The 14,891-nt window shown below is 70.9% G+C and carries 15 protein-coding genes and 1 tRNA gene; 8 read left to right on the top strand and 8 right to left on the bottom strand.

Annotated elements, in window-relative coordinates; translation table 11 throughout:
* Window positions 1-24: 24 nt before the first annotated feature.
* Window positions 25-1,470 (bottom strand): metallophosphoesterase, encoded by a 1,446-nt coding sequence (locus tag FHX39_RS10625; RefSeq protein ID WP_183338255.1) that lies wholly within the window; start codon window positions 1,468-1,470, stop codon window positions 25-27.
* A 192-nt stretch (window positions 1,471-1,662) separates the two neighbouring features.
* Here FHX39_RS10625 and FHX39_RS10620 point away from each other — a divergent pair, with 192 nt between their 5' ends.
* Both FHX39_RS10620 and FHX39_RS10615 read left to right on the top strand, forming a co-directional pair.
* Window positions 1,663-1,803: a hypothetical protein gene (locus FHX39_RS10620; RefSeq protein ID WP_183338253.1), complete on the top strand. Its 141-nt coding sequence runs from the start codon at window positions 1,663-1,665 to the stop codon at window positions 1,801-1,803.
* Window positions 1,804-1,812: 9 nt separating this feature from the next.
* Window positions 1,813-3,075 (top strand): serpin family protein, encoded by a 1,263-nt coding sequence (locus FHX39_RS10615; RefSeq protein WP_183338251.1) that lies wholly within the window; start codon window positions 1,813-1,815, stop codon window positions 3,073-3,075.
* 60 nt (window positions 3,076-3,135) lie between these two features.
* On the opposite strand, the gene FHX39_RS10610 is transcribed toward FHX39_RS10615, so the two are convergent.
* Complete coding sequence (locus tag FHX39_RS10610; protein WP_183338249.1) at window positions 3,136-3,729, bottom strand: hypothetical protein; 594 nt, start codon at window positions 3,727-3,729, stop codon at window positions 3,136-3,138.
* A gap of 178 nt (window positions 3,730-3,907) precedes the next feature.
* On the opposite strand from FHX39_RS10610, the gene FHX39_RS10605 reads away from it, so the two are divergent.
* The 3 genes from FHX39_RS10605 (at window position 3,908) to FHX39_RS10595 (ending at window position 7,164) form a co-directional block, all read left to right on the top strand.
* Window positions 3,908-5,050: a glycoside hydrolase family 3 N-terminal domain-containing protein gene (locus FHX39_RS10605; RefSeq protein ID WP_183338247.1), complete on the top strand. Its 1,143-nt coding sequence runs from the start codon at window positions 3,908-3,910 to the stop codon at window positions 5,048-5,050.
* 302 nt (window positions 5,051-5,352) lie between these two features.
* A complete protein-coding gene (locus FHX39_RS10600; RefSeq protein WP_183338245.1) occupies window positions 5,353-6,087 on the top strand; it encodes an SDR family NAD(P)-dependent oxidoreductase in 735 nt (244 codons plus the stop codon).
* A 219-nt stretch (window positions 6,088-6,306) separates the two neighbouring features.
* Window positions 6,307-7,164 (top strand): hypothetical protein, encoded by an 858-nt coding sequence (locus FHX39_RS10595; RefSeq protein WP_183338243.1) that lies wholly within the window; start codon window positions 6,307-6,309, stop codon window positions 7,162-7,164.
* A 227-nt stretch (window positions 7,165-7,391) separates the two neighbouring features.
* On the opposite strand, the gene FHX39_RS10590 is transcribed toward FHX39_RS10595, so the two are convergent.
* Window positions 7,392-7,679, bottom strand: coding sequence for a hypothetical protein (locus tag FHX39_RS10590; RefSeq protein ID WP_183338241.1), 288 nt, complete (start codon window positions 7,677-7,679; stop codon window positions 7,392-7,394).
* A gap of 821 nt (window positions 7,680-8,500) precedes the next feature.
* On the opposite strand from FHX39_RS10590, the gene FHX39_RS10585 reads away from it, so the two are divergent.
* Window positions 8,501-9,085, top strand: a complete 585-nt coding sequence (locus FHX39_RS10585; protein ID WP_183338239.1) for a suppressor of fused domain protein — start codon at window positions 8,501-8,503, stop codon at window positions 9,083-9,085.
* A gap of 108 nt (window positions 9,086-9,193) precedes the next feature.
* On the opposite strand, the gene FHX39_RS10580 is transcribed toward FHX39_RS10585, so the two are convergent.
* Both FHX39_RS10580 and FHX39_RS10575 read right to left on the bottom strand, forming a co-directional pair.
* Complete coding sequence (locus tag FHX39_RS10580; protein WP_183338236.1) at window positions 9,194-10,516, bottom strand: hypothetical protein; 1,323 nt, start codon at window positions 10,514-10,516, stop codon at window positions 9,194-9,196.
* Between the two features lie 295 nt (window positions 10,517-10,811).
* A tRNA-Pro gene (locus FHX39_RS10575) sits at window positions 10,812-10,885 on the bottom strand.
* A gap of 174 nt (window positions 10,886-11,059) precedes the next feature.
* Between FHX39_RS10575 and FHX39_RS10570 the strand changes: the two genes are divergently transcribed.
* Both FHX39_RS10570 and FHX39_RS10565 read left to right on the top strand, forming a co-directional pair.
* Window positions 11,060-11,698, top strand: a complete 639-nt coding sequence (locus FHX39_RS10570; RefSeq protein ID WP_183338234.1) for a BLUF domain-containing protein — start codon at window positions 11,060-11,062, stop codon at window positions 11,696-11,698.
* A 22-nt stretch (window positions 11,699-11,720) separates the two neighbouring features.
* Window positions 11,721-12,155 (top strand): BLUF domain-containing protein, encoded by a 435-nt coding sequence (locus tag FHX39_RS10565; protein WP_183338231.1) that lies wholly within the window; start codon window positions 11,721-11,723, stop codon window positions 12,153-12,155.
* Between the two features lie 15 nt (window positions 12,156-12,170).
* On the opposite strand, the gene FHX39_RS10560 is transcribed toward FHX39_RS10565, so the two are convergent.
* From FHX39_RS10560 to FHX39_RS10550, 3 genes are all read right to left on the bottom strand, one after another.
* Window positions 12,171-13,355 (bottom strand): SIS domain-containing protein, encoded by a 1,185-nt coding sequence (locus FHX39_RS10560; RefSeq protein ID WP_183338229.1) that lies wholly within the window; start codon window positions 13,353-13,355, stop codon window positions 12,171-12,173.
* Between the two features lie 68 nt (window positions 13,356-13,423).
* Window positions 13,424-13,810, bottom strand: coding sequence for a nuclear transport factor 2 family protein (locus FHX39_RS10555; RefSeq protein ID WP_183338227.1), 387 nt, complete (start codon window positions 13,808-13,810; stop codon window positions 13,424-13,426).
* A gap of 38 nt (window positions 13,811-13,848) precedes the next feature.
* A complete protein-coding gene (locus tag FHX39_RS10550) occupies window positions 13,849-14,880 on the bottom strand; it encodes a hypothetical protein (protein WP_183338225.1) in 1,032 nt (343 codons plus the stop codon).
* Window positions 14,881-14,891: the final 11 nt, after the last annotated feature.

Below are 14,891 nucleotides of genomic sequence, written 5' to 3'. Positions count from 1 at the left end.
CAGGTCGAGGTCGGCGGCCAAGGATCAGCGGACGAACTTCAGCCCCGTGACGCTCTTGGTCGTGACCTTCTTGCCGGTGCTCGGCGTGTAGATCTCGCTGTAGATCCGGCCGGTGTCGGTGTGGATCGAGAGCCGGCGGAAGGGGTTGCCGGTCCGGCTGTGGAAGCACTGCAGGTAGGACACGATGCGGTTGCCGTGCGTGCCCTTGTCGAGCCGCATCTTGTCCTTGCCCGTGTGGCCGGACAGGACGATCTTGATGTTGGGGTAGACCCTGATCAGGTGGTCGAACAGGTACTTGGGCGACGTCGACCCGTAGCCGCCGTTGTTCGAAAGGATCTTCCCCTTCTTCGTCAGGTACGAGTGGGTCACGACGATGACGTTCTTGTCCGGGTTGGCCGCGACCACCCGCCGCGCCCAGTCGACGACACCGGGTCGCGGCCACAGCTCGAGGTTGAGGACGAGCCAGTCCACGTCTCCGGCCCGGAACGTGTGGTACGCGTTGTCGATCTTGCCGGGCTCGTACTCGCCGCGCAGCAGGCTGAAGCGGCTGGCCGGGAAGTAGCGGTTGAAGACCGTCGTGTCGCGGACCGTCGTCCGGGCGCTGAGGCCGGAGCAGGCCGAGCCGCCGGGGCAGACCGCCTGGGTGTCGTGGTTGCCGACTGCGGCGACGAACGGCACGGCGCGGACGAGCGGCGCCAGCTGGTCGGCCGACCGCGCGTACTGCGCGTGGTCGGGAGTGTCCCAGTCCGCGATGTCCCCGACGCTGACGGCCAGGCGGATGTCCCAGCTCTTCTGCCGGTCGGCGATGTACTGCGCCCGCTGAGGCAGCCGCGCGTCGCTGTCGGTGTGGACCTCCTCCTGGGTGTCGGGGAGGACCGCCACCCGGAAGACCTTGTCGGCATCGTCGGCCGGCAGCGCACCGGCTACGGGCCCGCTCGCGACCGGCCTCGCCCGTCCGGGCGGGTCCGCTGCGTAGAGGAGTGGGCCCTGGGCGGTCCAGCCGGCCCGGGCGAGCGCGTCGACGCCGGCCCCTCCGACGGCGAGCTGGTGGCTGCCCGACTTCTGGAGCTGGTAGATCGCGACCGTGCAGCCGGGCGCGGGGGAGGCCGAGCCGTAGATCGTCTCGCCGTCGGACCGGTAGCCGGCCGCCTCGGCAGCCCCCTTGGCCTTGGCGTCCGCCACGTAGCGGTAGTCGGTTCCTGAGCGGTAGCGGACGACGGCCACCCGGCCCGATCCGGGCTGCGAAGCCGTGAGGGCGACGAGCCCGCGGTTCTGGGCGCCGGACTGCTGGGACGCAGCGGCGGACGCGCTGGCCGAGGCGGTGATCAGGGTGGACCTCGTGTTGTTCACGAGGTGCAGCGGGACCGTGTTGCCGGTGCACGTGGCGGTGGCGGCCGCCGCACCCCCGGGGCTCGGCAGCATCGCCATCAGCACACCGGCCACGGCCAGGGACCAGATCTTCTTCGGCACGGAGCCTCCTCCTCACGGCCGCACGGAGGGTGCAGCACCTCGTCGTGCCGTGCAGATTCGACCTGGGGGAGGGGTGCTTCGGTCCGGCGTACCTGATCTTCGTCGCAGGAGGAGGGTGAGTTTGTCCCCTTCGGGAGTGACGTCCGACTCGTCTCTGTGAGCGGTGGGACTGCAGTGACGCAGGTGTCGGAGGTGGCATCTCGCACGCTCTCCCGGCTCAGCGTGGAGGTCCCCGATGGCCAGAGGTTCCGGGTCTGGACGGTGCTGAGCTGGCGAGCGGGCGTGGCCGAGGAGTCGGCGTACATCGGCTCGCACTGGCCTCGCCGGGGCTAGGTTGAGCGGGTGCAGCGACGCCAACTGCTCGTGTCGGCCGCCGCCCTTGTCGGCGGGGCGGCGCTGCTGGGCGGCGTGACCGGTTGTGGATCCTCCGGCGACCTGGTGCGCGCCGAGGTCACCAGAGCCGCCCCGGAGCCGGAGCGCGCCGCCGGCACCGTCGACGCCGTCGGACGTTTCAGCCTCGACCTTCTCGCGCACCTCGACACGAACGCGAACGTGGTCTGCTCGCCGCTCTCTGTCCTGGTGGCACTGGCGATGGTGCGCAACGGGGCGGCCGGCGCGACCGCCGCCGAGTTGGACCGCGCCCTCCGGTTCCCGGCGCTGGACGACCTCAACGCCGGCATGAACCTGATCGACCAGACGCTGGCGAAGCGCTCCGGGAAGCGCGGAGCGGGGGACCGCAAGGGCAAGGTCGAGCTCGACCTCGCCAACGCCGTCTGGGGACAGCAGGGCTACACCTGGCAGGAGCGGTTCCTGCAGACCCTGGCGGCCGACTACGGGACCGGGGTGCACCCCACCGACTTCAGCGGCGACGCGGCGGGGGCGCGCAAGGCGGTCAACGCCTGGGTGGCCGACCGCACGCACGGCAAGATCACCGACATCGCGACGCCCGACGTGATCGACGCCGACACCGTGCTCGCGCTGGCGAACGCGTTTCACGCCCGGGCGCCGTGGACCGAACCCTTCGTGGTCGCGGGCGACCGCCCGTTCCTGGTCGGCGGTGACCAGGTGCCCGTGCCCATGATCAGGAGCGGGGCCTCGCCGTACTACGTCTCAGGTCCTGGGTGGGAGGGCGCTCGGATCCCGTTGCTGGGAGAGGAGCTGGCACTCACCGTCGTGCTCCCGGACGGGGACGTCGGGGCCCTTGTCACCGGCCTGCGGGCCTCCGGGTTGAGCGGGCTGCTCGACACCGAGTCCGACGACCTCGTCGACCTCACCCTGCCGACCTTCACGGTCCGGTCGACCATCGACCTGAAGCCGCCGCTGACCGACCTCGGCCTCGAGACCGCCTTCACCGATGCCGCCGAGTTCCCCGGCCTGACGACGAGCGACCAGCTCAAGCTCCAGGCGGCGAAGCACATGGGCTACCTGGCGCTGGACGAGAACGGGATCGAAGCGGCCGCAGCCACGGTGGTTACGGTCGAGGGCGTCAGCGGCTCGGCCGGGCCCGGTCATGAGCTCGTCGTCGACCGGCCGTTCTTCTTCGTGCTGCACGACGTCGCGCTGGCCCTGCCGCTGCTGGGGGGAGTGGTCGTCGACCCACGCTGACCGCGCCCGTGTGGTGGACCCGCTCTGCGGCTGCCCGTCCTGGCACGTTGATGGCCAGCATCAGAGGGACGGAGCGCGCGCCACCGTCACGATCACGGCCAGGACCGCCGCCACCACGCCGTCGAGCGCGAGCGGCACCATGCCGACCCAGTACGCCGGGGCCGGGGCGAGCCGGTAGAAGACGAGGTAGCAGGCGAGCCCGACCAGGGTCGCGACCGCTGTCGCGAGGATCCAGGCGGACGCCGCCGGCGCCGCCAGCACCCCGGCCGTCCGCAGTGTGACGCCGGCCGCGAGCTGCATGGTCGTCCAGACGATGATCAGCGGGAGCTCGGTGGTGAGCTGCCGGTGGGCGACGCTCGACGTGACGTGCACCAGCAGCGCGCCGACCAGCACGCCGCCGACGACCGTCGCCCCCAGCGCCAGCCAGGACGCCCGCGGCAGAAGAGCTGCGATGGCGACCGCCAGCAGGGCCAGACCGCCGACGCCGCCGAGCACCGCTCCCGCCAGGAAGGGCCCGCCACCGCCCGGAGTCCGACCCGACGGCCTGAACGTGATCGTCCACCAGACGAGGTAGCTCAGGCTGCAGAGGACGAGCAGGGCCTCCCCGATCACGATCAGCAGCGGGCCGCCCGCCAACGACTGCCCTCTGAGCACCGCTCTACCCTAGCGAGTTCGGCTCACCGCGAGCGGTCGTCGACCTAGGGCCCCACCCGGGCTCGGGCGGATGACAAGCAACGCAGTGCTATGGAAAGTCGTGAGCCCCTTGACAGGCCTCGTGCGTCGATGGAACGTCGACAGCTGGCGTCGACGAAGCGCCAGGACTGGAGCGGACATGACCGACAACCTGATCACCCGACGCAACGCCCTCACCGGTGGAGGAGCGCTCGCGGCCGGCGCGGTGCTTGCAAGCGTCGGTGCGCCGCTTGCGTCCGCCGCGTCGTCGTTCGCCTCACCGGCCTTCCCTGGGATGGTGCTTGACCAGCTCGTCGGGCAGCTCGTTATCTATTCGTACCCCGGCCTCACGCCCCCGGACGCGCTGCTCAAGCTGATCCGGGCCGGCCGCGTCGGCGGGATCATCTTCTTCGGCGAGAACATCACCTCCACCGAGCAGATCGCGGGCGTGGTCGCGCAGCTTCGACGAGCCCACGCCACGAGCGGGGTGCGGGAGCCGCTGCTGCTGATGACCGACCAGGAGGGCGGTGTCGTCCGTCGCCTCAAGGACCAGGAGCCGTTCCTCACCGCGAAGCAGATCGGCCAACAGCCCGACCCGAAGGCGGCTGCGACCGCGGCCGGGATCGGCGCGGCGGCGGGGCTGAAGGCGGCCGGGATGAACCTCAACCTCGCCCCCGTGGTCGACGTCTACCGCGAGGAGGGCAACTTCGACGACCAGTTCGGCCGGTCCTTCTCCTCGGACCCGGAGGTCGCGGGCGACCTCGGGATGCGCTTCGCCGTCGCGCAGCAGGCCGCGGGTATTGCCGCGACGGCCAAGCACTTCCCGGGGCTGGGCGCGGCACCCGCGGGCGCGAACACCGACCTGACCGCGGTGACGCTGTCGCAGCCCCGCAAGGAGCTGCGGGCGGTCGACGAAGCAGCCTTCGTGCCGTCGATCCGCGCAGGCATCGACCTCGTCATGGCGTCCTGGGCGATCTACCCCGCGCTGGACGCCGAGCGTCCCGCCGGGCTGTCGCGCCGGGTGATCAAGAACGAGCTCCGTGGGCGGCTCGGCTTCCGCGGGGTGACCATCACCGACGCGCTCGAGGCGGGCTCGCTCGACGCGTACGGCTCGGACGCGCAGGTCGGGGTCCTCGCGGCCCGGGCCGGGATGGACGTGCTGCTCTGCTCCTCCCGCGACGTCGCCCAGGGCGAGGCGGTGGCGGCGGCGCTCAGGGACGCCCTGCTGCGCCGCCGGCTTGATGCGCCCGCGTTCCTCGCCTCGCTCCTGCGCGTACGCCGGCTCCGGAGCAGCCTCCACTGACGGGGCCGCGCGCTGCGGCTGATCCGTCGAGTTGAACGTGACCGGGTGCTGCCATGTCGAATCGGTGTAGTCGGAACAGGCAGGGTCGAGCTCATGCGCGCCGCCGGTGGCGAGCGCAAGGAGCAACAACCGCTCAGATGGCACCTGCGCCAGACGAGCGGCGTCGTCGAGAATCGCCGGCGCCCGGTCGAGGTCGAGATAGTCGTGTGGTTCGAGCAACGGAAAGAGAGCTCGTTCGCGCAGCGGCGCGAGCCGCGTTCGACGAGGTCGAGTGGCTGGGGCGTCGTGTCCACACTTGTCCTATGACGTCATACGACACCCGCCTCGACGGGAAGGTCGCCGTGGTGACCGGCGGCACCCGTGGCATCGGTCTGGCCGCGGCGCGGGGGCTCGGTGCGCTCGGCGCGACCGTGGTCCTCGTCGGCCGTGACGAGCAAGCGGCGGCCGACGTCGCCGCCACCCTTGTCGAGGCGGGCTTGGACGCCGTCGGTTTCGGCTGCGACGTCGGTGACGCCGAGTCGGTGGCCGCGCTGCCGGAGCGGCTCGGCCCCCTGGCGGCCGCCGACGTGCTCGTCTGCGCCGCCGGTGTGATGAGTGAGCGCACGGCCAAGACGCTCCGCACGAGCGAGGAGGAGTGGCGCCGGGTGATGGCCGTGGACCTCGACGGGGTCTGGCGGACGATGACCGCGTTCGTGCCGGGCATGGTCGAGCGCCGCAGCGGCCGGGTGGTCGCGGTCAGCGCCTGCCTGGGCCGGATGAGCGGCCCCGGTACGGCAGGAGGCCTGGCGCCGTACCGCGTGGCCAAGGCGGGTGTGAACGCGCTCGTGCGCAACCTGGCCCACGAGCAGGGCCTGGGCCGTCGCGGGGTGCTCGTCGACGCCACCTGCCCCGGCCACTGCCGCACCGACATGGGCGGCCCCGACGCCCCCCGCTCTGCTGAGGAGGGCGCCGAGACCGCTGTGTGGCTGGCCGCCCGCGCCGCCGGTGGAGCCGAGACCGGGTTGCTGTGGGAGGACCGCCAGGTCGTGCCGTGGTGACCGGCTACCTGGCTCGCGACGCCGCCTGCTCGTAGGCGACCTCGAGGGGTTCTGAAGCTCGCCAGGAGAAGCATCTGGGACCGGCAAGGCCTGAAGGAACACGCGGAGGTCGTCTGCCCGTTCCTGGTCACAGCGCTCTTGGGCGGAGGAGACGAACGGGCAGCGCAGTCGTCGGGCAGGCGTTACGTTCAGGCCACCCCCGATCTGAAAGGCCACCTCGTGCGCCCTCTTCTCCCTGTTCTCGCTGCCGGTACGGTCGCCGCCGCCGCGCTGCTCGTCCCCAGCGCCGCATCCGCCGACACCCACGTGGCCTGGCCGCCGGCGAGCCCGCACCACGCGCAGTCCCGCATCGTCGACTCGGGCAACGACATCACCTGGAGAGTCGACGGCCACAAGGTCACGCTGACATCGGCCACCGAGGTCGAGGTGCCGATCACGTACACGTGCGGCACCAAGGCTGCCCCCGAGGACCGCCAGTACGGACCCGGCGTCTTCCAGACCACGTTCGCGCAGCCGACCGCCGCGGCCTTCAACCTGGGCGACCCGTCCGCTGACCCGACCTTCACCTGCGACGGCCACAAGCACCTCATCAAGGTCTCGGTCGGCAGCGTAGGAGGGCCGATCAGCCCGACCCCCCCGCCGACAGGCTCCGGTCTCGGCGGCTTCGAGCGCGGCAACATCGAGGTCGGCCTCTACCGGATCAGCAACAACGAAGCACCGGCGACGTTCCAGCACGCGATCGTCGGCCACGACAACCTCAACGACAAGCGCGCCAAGGTGACCGTGGCCATCAACGCCACCCCCGAGTCGACCAAGGCCGGCAAGAAGATCACTGTCAAGGGCACCGTGAAGCGCAACGGCCACGCCTACAAGGGCAAGGAGGCCACGCTCTACTTCCAGAGCAAGACCGGCACCCCAGCCCAGCCGGTCGGCACCGACGAGGCCAGCAGCAAGGGCAACCTGTCGACCAAGATCACCGTGACCGGACCGGGCACCTACTTCTGGGTGACCGACTCGACCAGCAAGACCCAGGCGGGCGCCTCGTTCGGCGACTACGCCGCCGCCGGCACCCACTGACGCGACGACACCGCGGAGGTCCTCGTCCAGCGGCGACGACCTCCGCGCTGTCACTGAAGGTCGACGCAGCGTGTGAAGGCCGGCTTGTGCGTGCTCGGCTTACGGCTCGATCCGCACGACGGTGCGTGCTGCGGACTGCATGCAGCGCACGACGGTCGGGTTACGGCGAGAGTTGGTTGCTCTCGGTGATCCGCGAGGATGCGGAGATGGGAGAGTCGAACGAGGAATCACGACGCGCGGCGGTGCTGCTCACCGGTCCGCGAGGGCGTGAGGTGTGTGCTGCGGTAGCACGCGTGGTCGAGCCGCGACTGGTGATGCCTCACGAGATGACGGACGAGGCCGGCAAGGCTCTGCTGATCGAGCAGCTGGCGGAGATCGACACTCGGAAGATCGCCGCGCTCGACGACCCGCTCGAGCTGGTGGACGCGCTCGGCACCTCGGTGGACTCCGCTCGCTACTGGCAAGATCCGTTCGAGCACGACGCGGCGCTCGCCGACCCTCAGGTGGCAGCTCACCTCGATCCGATCGCGCGAGCCGTCTCGGTCGCCCCCGCAGCGCAGTGGTGGTGGTCGCCCGTCGACCTCACGCGACAGTCGGTGGTGCGCTGGTCGGGCCGGGGTGGCGCCCGTACGGGAGCACCTCCGCTGCGCGGCGCCACGTCCCGGCTCGAGCTGTGGCGCGCCGATGCTCTCGACGACGAAGCGAGTGCCACCGCTGAGCGGCCCGAAGACCCTGCCGCCGCGTACAGCGGGTACTGGTGGTCGACCCCCACCCACGCCGGACTCGTCACGACCAGCCGTCAGCTCGGTCGGCTCCCCGCCGTCCAGGTCGCCCTCGTCGAGGACTCCATGGGCTGGGAACGGGCCCGTGTGGCGCGTGTCGACGTGGCAGCAGATGCTCGCGTGCTCGAGATCGCAAGGCGTCGGACTGGGTCGACCTGGTCACGAGGTATCCCCTCGACGTCGAGCGGTCCCGACGCCACGACTGGTACCGCACCACCGGCAGCACCGGTCCGTGGCAGATCCCCGACTGGCTGGCCGTCAGCCGCGACCACGACGCCGTCCACCTCACCGCCACCGGCTACCTGGCCACCGCAGGTCGTGCTCTACCGACCAGGTACGGGTGGACCGTCCTCGCCGGCTTCGACCCCGACCTCACCTTCTGGCTCACCGATGTTGTGCACTCAATCGCGACACCCGAGAGATGGACCAGGAAGACGTCCGACGGGGGCGACCACGCATGGGTTCGCGAGACTTCAGTCTGAATGATCGGCTCGAGACGATGCCCACCCTCTTCCGCGGCCGGAGGACAGTCTTGGCCCGGCTACGGTGACCGCGTGCCGCACTACGACGTCGCGTCCTGGAATCATGCGCTCGAGCGGCACGTCGCCTCGTACTTCGGAACACACTCCATCAGCCAGGAACGATGGCCTCTCGGGCCCGTCGAGCGGCGCATACCCGGGTTCTTCGTCTACAAGGTCGGCCCGGGACCCCGCTTCTCGGGGTGGACCTTTCTCACCGCGGGGTGCTGGGGCGCGACTGCGGAGGCCGGCCATGGCCTGGAATTCGTGCTCTCGACCAACGCCGACGATCTGCGGCACGTGGAGGTCCTGACGATGCTGGCGTACTACCACGCCGGCCCGCCGGACCAACGCCTCGATCTGGGCCACACGGTGCCCATCGGCGAAGCCTGGACACCTGGCTCAGCCTGCGAGTACGAGCTGATCGGATTGCCCTACGCCTACGGTCCTGACCTCGAGGTCTGCGCTTGGCTGAACGGGCACATCCAGGTGCTGGCGGTCCAGCCCATCACGACAGCCGAGCGGGAGTTCAAGGTCGAGCACGGTGCCGAGGCGCTCGAAGACCGCCTCGAGGAGGCGGCTGTCGAGTTTGCTAACCCGATGCGGCGATCGGCCGTCTGACCTCTTGAGGGAAGTGGCGACCGATCGACGGAGAGGCATGCGGCGTTCGCCGGCCGTACGACGGTCGGCTTTGCGTGCAGTGGGTCGGGTTCTTGCTGAAGCGACGTCCTAGTCCTCGCCGAGCTCGCTCGAGCGCTCACCGTGACTCTCGGTCAGGTCTGCGGAATCAGCTGCTTCCCTGCGGTCGGCTGCGGAAGTCGCGAGCGCCGACGAGCGGCTGGTCTTGGCGATGCAGCCGGCGGGCTGCTTCTTCTTGGCGCCCACGCAGCCGACGGACTTCACGGTGAGCTCGTGCGAGTAAGCGACCATCACGTCCGAGGCCGCGAACGCGGCCGTGACGTCGGTGCTGACGCGTGACACGAGCAGGATGTTCGCGCTCTTGAACGAGCCCGTCGTCTGGTTCGTCGCGCCGCTCGCCGCCCAGCGGACGTCGCCGTTCTCCGCGATCGTGGCCTTTCGGTGGTTGTACGCGGTCGCCTTCCAGCTGGCGTCGAAGGTGGGGACGCCAGCGGCGACGAGGCGGCGGATCTGCTTCATCTGGGAGGCGGACTTCAGCTCGCCGCGGCTGAACAGCTTCCAGTCGACGACGGCACGGGTCTGGCAGCCGGCCTTGTGCAGGCGGATGACCTCGTCGGTCGGGGCGTCGATGGTCACCTGGTTCATGTCGTGCTCGACGCGGCACCCCGGCGCCGGTTCCTTGATCGCCTTGAGCAGGTCGAGGGCTGCGTTCTTCTTGGTCGGAGCGACGTGGAAGGTCTGCCGACCGTCGCACGTGGAGATCGGCTGCGGCGTGGTCTGGGCCTTGTCCTGGCGACCCAGGTCGACCCAGGCGGTCAGGGCCGTGTACGCGCAGCTGTCGGACAGCACGGTGAGCGAACCGAAGTGGACGAGGTCGCCGTTGGTGGTGGCGTTGTTCTCCGAGTGGATGATCACGTCCTGCTGGTCACCGGTCGAGCTGAACAGCCACTCCTTCATGTGCATCGTGCCCTCACCGCGGGTGTCGTAGCAGGAGTAGCGGCAGCTCTTGTACCAACCGTTGCCGTACTTCTTGACCGCGGCCTTGATGCGACGCAGCTGCTTGCTGTCCTTGATCAGCTCGCCGTCGTCGTCGACCCCGTGCCAGGTCAGGATGTGGAGGTCGGTCCCGCACTTCTCACGACCGACGAGAGCGTCGGCGTAGGCGTCGATCGACATCGAGTAGAACGTTGCGGTGATGCGCCCGGTGCAGGGGGTGGCGTTGATCGCCCGGACGATCAGCGCGGCCTGCTCGCAGCCCTCGAGCGTCTTGACGTGGCAGGCGGTGCCGGCGCCGTCGGGGGTGATGGGGAGGTAGCCGAGCGGGAGCGGACCCGGGGCGGTCGTGCTGGTGCCGATCGGGGAGCCGGGCCTGGCGTACGCCGGGGCCGCACCGGGCACGAGGCCGAGGAGCACGGCGATCGTCAGGGCGAGGAGCAGGAGGCGCGCCTGGAGCAGGGGACGCCGCGCTGGTCTCGCTGGCCGACGGTGCCCAGCGTGGGCGCCGGGCGTGGCCTGGCCGGTCAAGGAGCTGTCTGGGGTGTCGTCGCCACGGCTGCATCCTCCGCTATCCGGGGAGCTCAGGCGAACGGTTCGAGGCGAGAGATGAGGAGGACTAGACCTGGCACCTGATCCGGTCGAACCGTTCGCCGACCCGTCGGGCCGCTCCTCACGGAGCGGCCAAACATGTTGTGACCAGGCCATAAGCCGGTCGGGCTGACAGGATTTGAACCTGCGACCCCTTGACCCCCAGTCAAGTGCGCTACCAAGCTGCGCCACAGCCCGCAAAGCTCTGCCGAGGCAGAGCCGCAGTCGAGGACTCTACTACCTGACGACCGGCGACCTCGAACCGTCCGAACGTGAGACGCCTTCGCCCGCTGACAGCCGTGCCGTCCCCGGAGAACCACTCGTCCGCGCGACCTGGCCGCCAGGCCCGCGGAACGTCCCTACTCTGAGCCCATGATGTTCACGACCGCCTACACGAGCGTGATGGTGCGGCCGATGAGCGACCCCGAGCTGGCCGAGCTCCTGGCGACGAGCCGGGCGCGCAACGCGGAGCGGGGGATCACCGGCCTGCTGCTCTACCGTGCCGGCCGGGTGATGCAGATGCTCGAGGGCGAGCAGGACGAGGTGCACGCCCTCTACGACCGGATCCGGATGGACGTGCGCCACCAGGACGTCACGAACGTCTGGACCAGCAAGGCTACGGAACGTCGCTTCCCGAGCTGGACCATGGGGTTCGAGGACCTCGACCGCGATCCGGCGCTGAACGCCGTCGGGGCGGCGACCCGTGTCGACGAGCTGGCCGTGCAGTCGGGCGCGCCGATCACGCTGCCCGCCGGCACCGTCGAGCAGCAGGACTACCTGGAGCGGCGTCGGACCGCGCTGCGCCGCGCCCTCGTCAGCGGGGACCGTCTGGTCGGCGCGCTCGGAATCATCCTGAACGGGCACGAGGCCGAGGTCGTCGACGACGCGGACGGTCGCTCGCGGGTGCGGTGCCGGGAGTGCCGCGCGTACGGGTCGGCGGTGCTGGACGAGTACCCGTGCCCCACGGCCAAGAACGCGCTGTGGGCGCTCGAGGCGAGCGGCTCGCGCTGACGCGGCTGGGTAACACCGCCGGGTGATCTTCTGCACCGTGTACGTCAGCGTCGCGGCCGAGCCTTGGGACCAGGCCGACCTCACGGCCCTGCTCGCCCAGAGCCGGACGGCGAACGCCGCGGTCGACGTGACCGGGCTGCTGCTCTACCGCGACGACGTCTTCATGCAGGTGCTCGAGGGCGAGGAGGAGGTCGTCCGCGCCCTCTACCGCCGGATCGCCGCCGACCCGCGCCACCACGACGTCGCGAACATCTGGGTGGCGCATGCGCCCCGACGGCGGTTTCCCGACTGGAGCATGGGGTTCCGGCACCTCGAGCACGACGAGCTCGCGCTCGAGGGGCACCGTGACCTGCTGGCCAAGCCGCTCGAACTGGGGCGGCTCGGGCGCCGGGACGCCGTCGCGCGGGTCCTCGCGCACGTGGCGCCGTCCGGCCCAGACGGCGCGCCCGTGAGCTGACCGATGCTCGCCCGATCAGGCCGGTGAGACCTCGGCGGGCGACGTGGAAAGCGGGTGGATGTGCACCCCGCGGACCACGCGGTTGACCTCGCCGCCCGGGAACGGGACGTCCGGGTCGAGGCCGCGGCGGGCGGCCGACTCCAGCGCGAGCAGCTGCCCGACGAGCACCGTCGGCAGGGCGAGGAAGGCGTCGGGGACGGTCGGGTCCAGGTCGATGCGGACCACCTCGACGTCGGGTCCGAGGTCGTCGGCCAGGGCGGCGGCGGACACGGCCACGGTCTGCCCCGGCGGCAGCGCCGCGGCGAGCTCGGCGACGATGTCGAGGTCGTAGCGGCGGGCGTACGGGTCGCTCGAGACCAGCACGAGGGCCAGCGTCTCCGGCGTCAGCGCGGCCTTGGGTCCGTGGCGGTAGCCGAGCGACGACTCCGGCAGGCCGACCACCTGCCCGGCGGTGACCTCGGTCAGCTTGAGGGAGCACTCGCGGGCCAGCCCGGTCAGGGCGCCGCTGCCCAGGTAGACGACGCGCTCGTGCACGCGCCCCGCCAGCTCGGCCACGCGGTCCCGCTGCCGCAGGACGCTCTCGGCCGCCCGCGCCAGGGCTTCGACCCCGTCGTCCGCGCCGTCGGCCAGAGCATCGGGACCGAGCAGCTGCAGCACGGCCAGGACCATCGAGGTGAAGCTCGACGTCATGGCGAAGCTCTGGTCGTCGGCTGCCGCCGGCATCAGCACGACCCGGGAACGTGCCCGGTCGGCGTGCGCCCGTGCGAGCGCGCCGTCCGGGTTGCAGGTGAGCACCAGGTGCGAGACGTCGCCGAGGACCTGGTCGGCCAGGTCGCACGCGGCCAGGCTCTCGGGGCTGTTGCCGGACCGGGCGAACGAGACCAGCAGCGTCGGCACGCCCGGGAGGAGGATCTCGAGCGGATTGGACACGAGGTCGGTGGTCGCGACCGGCTCGACGCGTCGGCCGAGCACGCGGGTGAGGTGGGGCGCGGCGACCTGCCCGGCGTACGCACTCGTGCCGGCCCCGGTCAGCAGGATGCGGGCGTCGGGCCGGTCGAGCACCGGACGCAGGAACGGTGCGAGGTCGAGGTCGCGCAGGCTCGCCGCGAGGTCGCGCCAGACGGCGGGCTGCTGCAGGATCTCGCGCTCGAGGTGGGAGGTGCCGGACGCGGGGGAGGGGATCGGGCTCGAGGTGCTCACGGGTCGATCCTGCCGCCCGCTGCGACGGACGGGCGGCAGGGCCGACTGGCGGTCCTCTCCAGCCGGGCCTAGGAGGCCGCGGGCGTCGGGCCGAAGGCCTGGGTGTCGAAGTACGTCGCGAACCGCGTCACCTTCCCGGCGTCGTCGAAGTCGAGGAGGCTGACGCCGGCGTACGTGATCGGGGCGCCGCTCGCGAGCCGGCCGGTGCTGGTCCACTCGAGCACGCCGACCGGGCCGTCGACGACCCGGCTGAAGTCGGAGCGGATCTCGTCGAACATGCCGAGGTACTGCCGCCAGAAAGACCGGGCCCCGTCGATCCCGTCGAGCTCCTGCTGGGTCTCGGGCCGGTGGAGCTCGACGTCGTCGGCGAAGACCGTGAGGAACGTGTCGAGCCCACCACCGCCCTCGAGTGCGGTGAGGGCGGTGGCGAACTCGTCTGTGCGGTTGGTGACCATGCCTGACTGTTCGGGCGGAGGGCCGCCCGGCGAGGCACTCAGAAGTCGATGAAGCTGTACAGCGCCTTGTGGTTGGACCTGGTGCCGGCGACGGTGTACCCGACGGGGGAGGCGTGCACGCCGCCGTTGGCGAAGAGGTAGTCGATCTTGCTCGACCCGCTGGTGGCCCCGCTGCCGTAGCCCTGGAGGCCGTAGCCGCTCAACGTCGAGGCCGGGATCCCCGTCCGGTTGGCGTCCATCCCCACGACCCTCACGGTCGACGAGCCGAGCAGGCTGGTCGCGCTCGCCCCGAGGTGGATGCCCGTTCCGCCGATCCCGGCGTCGCCGTCCCCCGCGCACCCGTTCTGGCGGTTCTCCTCCGGGAGGTGCATCGTGGCCGCGAAGACGGTCGTACCCGTCGCCTTCACGGTGAACTTGGCCGCGATCGCGCTCGTCCGCTTCCACTTGTACGCGTCGGCGCCGGGTCCGTCGGCGTCCGCGCCCTTGTAGAGCACGCACCCCGCGCCGCCGGCGTAGGTCGCGCCGGGCTGGAGCCAGCCGGCGCTCCAGTAGTCCGCCTTCGCGGTCAGGCCGAGCCGGGCGCTGTTGTAGACGATGCCGTTGGTCTGCTTCTTCTTCAGGTCGCCGAGCGCGGAGGTGGCGCAGTGGTGCGAGCCGCCCCACGGCTCCGGGTCCTGCCACACCACGATCGCCTTGTAGGTCCCCGCCGCGTAGCCGAACTTGGCCGAGAGCTGGTCGGCGTACGCGTCGGCCTGACCCTGCCCGCGCACCTGCTGCAGGATCAGGAGGTCGGGGGCGACGACACCGCCGGTGCCGGGGCGACCGCTGTCGTCGACGAGCATCGAGGCCAGGTGCTCCGGACCCGAGACCCGGTCGCAGAGGTTGTCGCCGTCGCTCGAGTCCGTGCTGCTGTTCAGCACGAGGTTCTCCATGTTGTTGCTGTAGACCCGCAGCGTCCGGTCCGAGACTACCGGCGCGGCCGTGGCCGGCGCCCCCGTCAGCATGGTCGCGGACACCACGCCGACGAGCAGCGTCGTGATCATCAGGGTGCGGGTACGTCGTCGAGTCATGATCATCCTGT

Origin of the sequence: Microlunatus antarcticus (assembly GCF_014193425.1) — a bacterium.
In the GTDB taxonomy this organism is placed as follows: Bacteria; Actinomycetota; Actinomycetes; order Propionibacteriales; family Propionibacteriaceae; genus Microlunatus; species Microlunatus antarcticus.
The sequence above is the reverse complement of the archived record's forward strand: the minus strand, read 5'-3'. Positions and strand labels throughout refer to the sequence as shown.

Excerpts from the sequence above, each read along its gene's own strand:
- FHX39_RS10555 (WP_183338227.1), bottom strand. The coding sequence starts at position 13,810 with ATGGTCACCAACCGCACAGACGAGTTCGCCACCGCCCTCACCGCACTC.
- FHX39_RS10550 (WP_183338225.1), bottom strand. The coding sequence starts at position 14,880 with ATGACTCGACGACGTACCCGCACCCTGATGATCACGACGCTGCTCGTC.
- FHX39_RS10605 (WP_183338247.1), top strand. The coding sequence starts at position 3,908 with ATGACCGACAACCTGATCACCCGACGCAACGCCCTCACCGGTGGAGGA.
- FHX39_RS10570 (WP_183338234.1), top strand. The coding sequence starts at position 11,060 with ATGATGTTCACGACCGCCTACACGAGCGTGATGGTGCGGCCGATGAGC.
- FHX39_RS10600 (WP_183338245.1), top strand. The coding sequence starts at position 5,353 with ATGACGTCATACGACACCCGCCTCGACGGGAAGGTCGCCGTGGTGACC.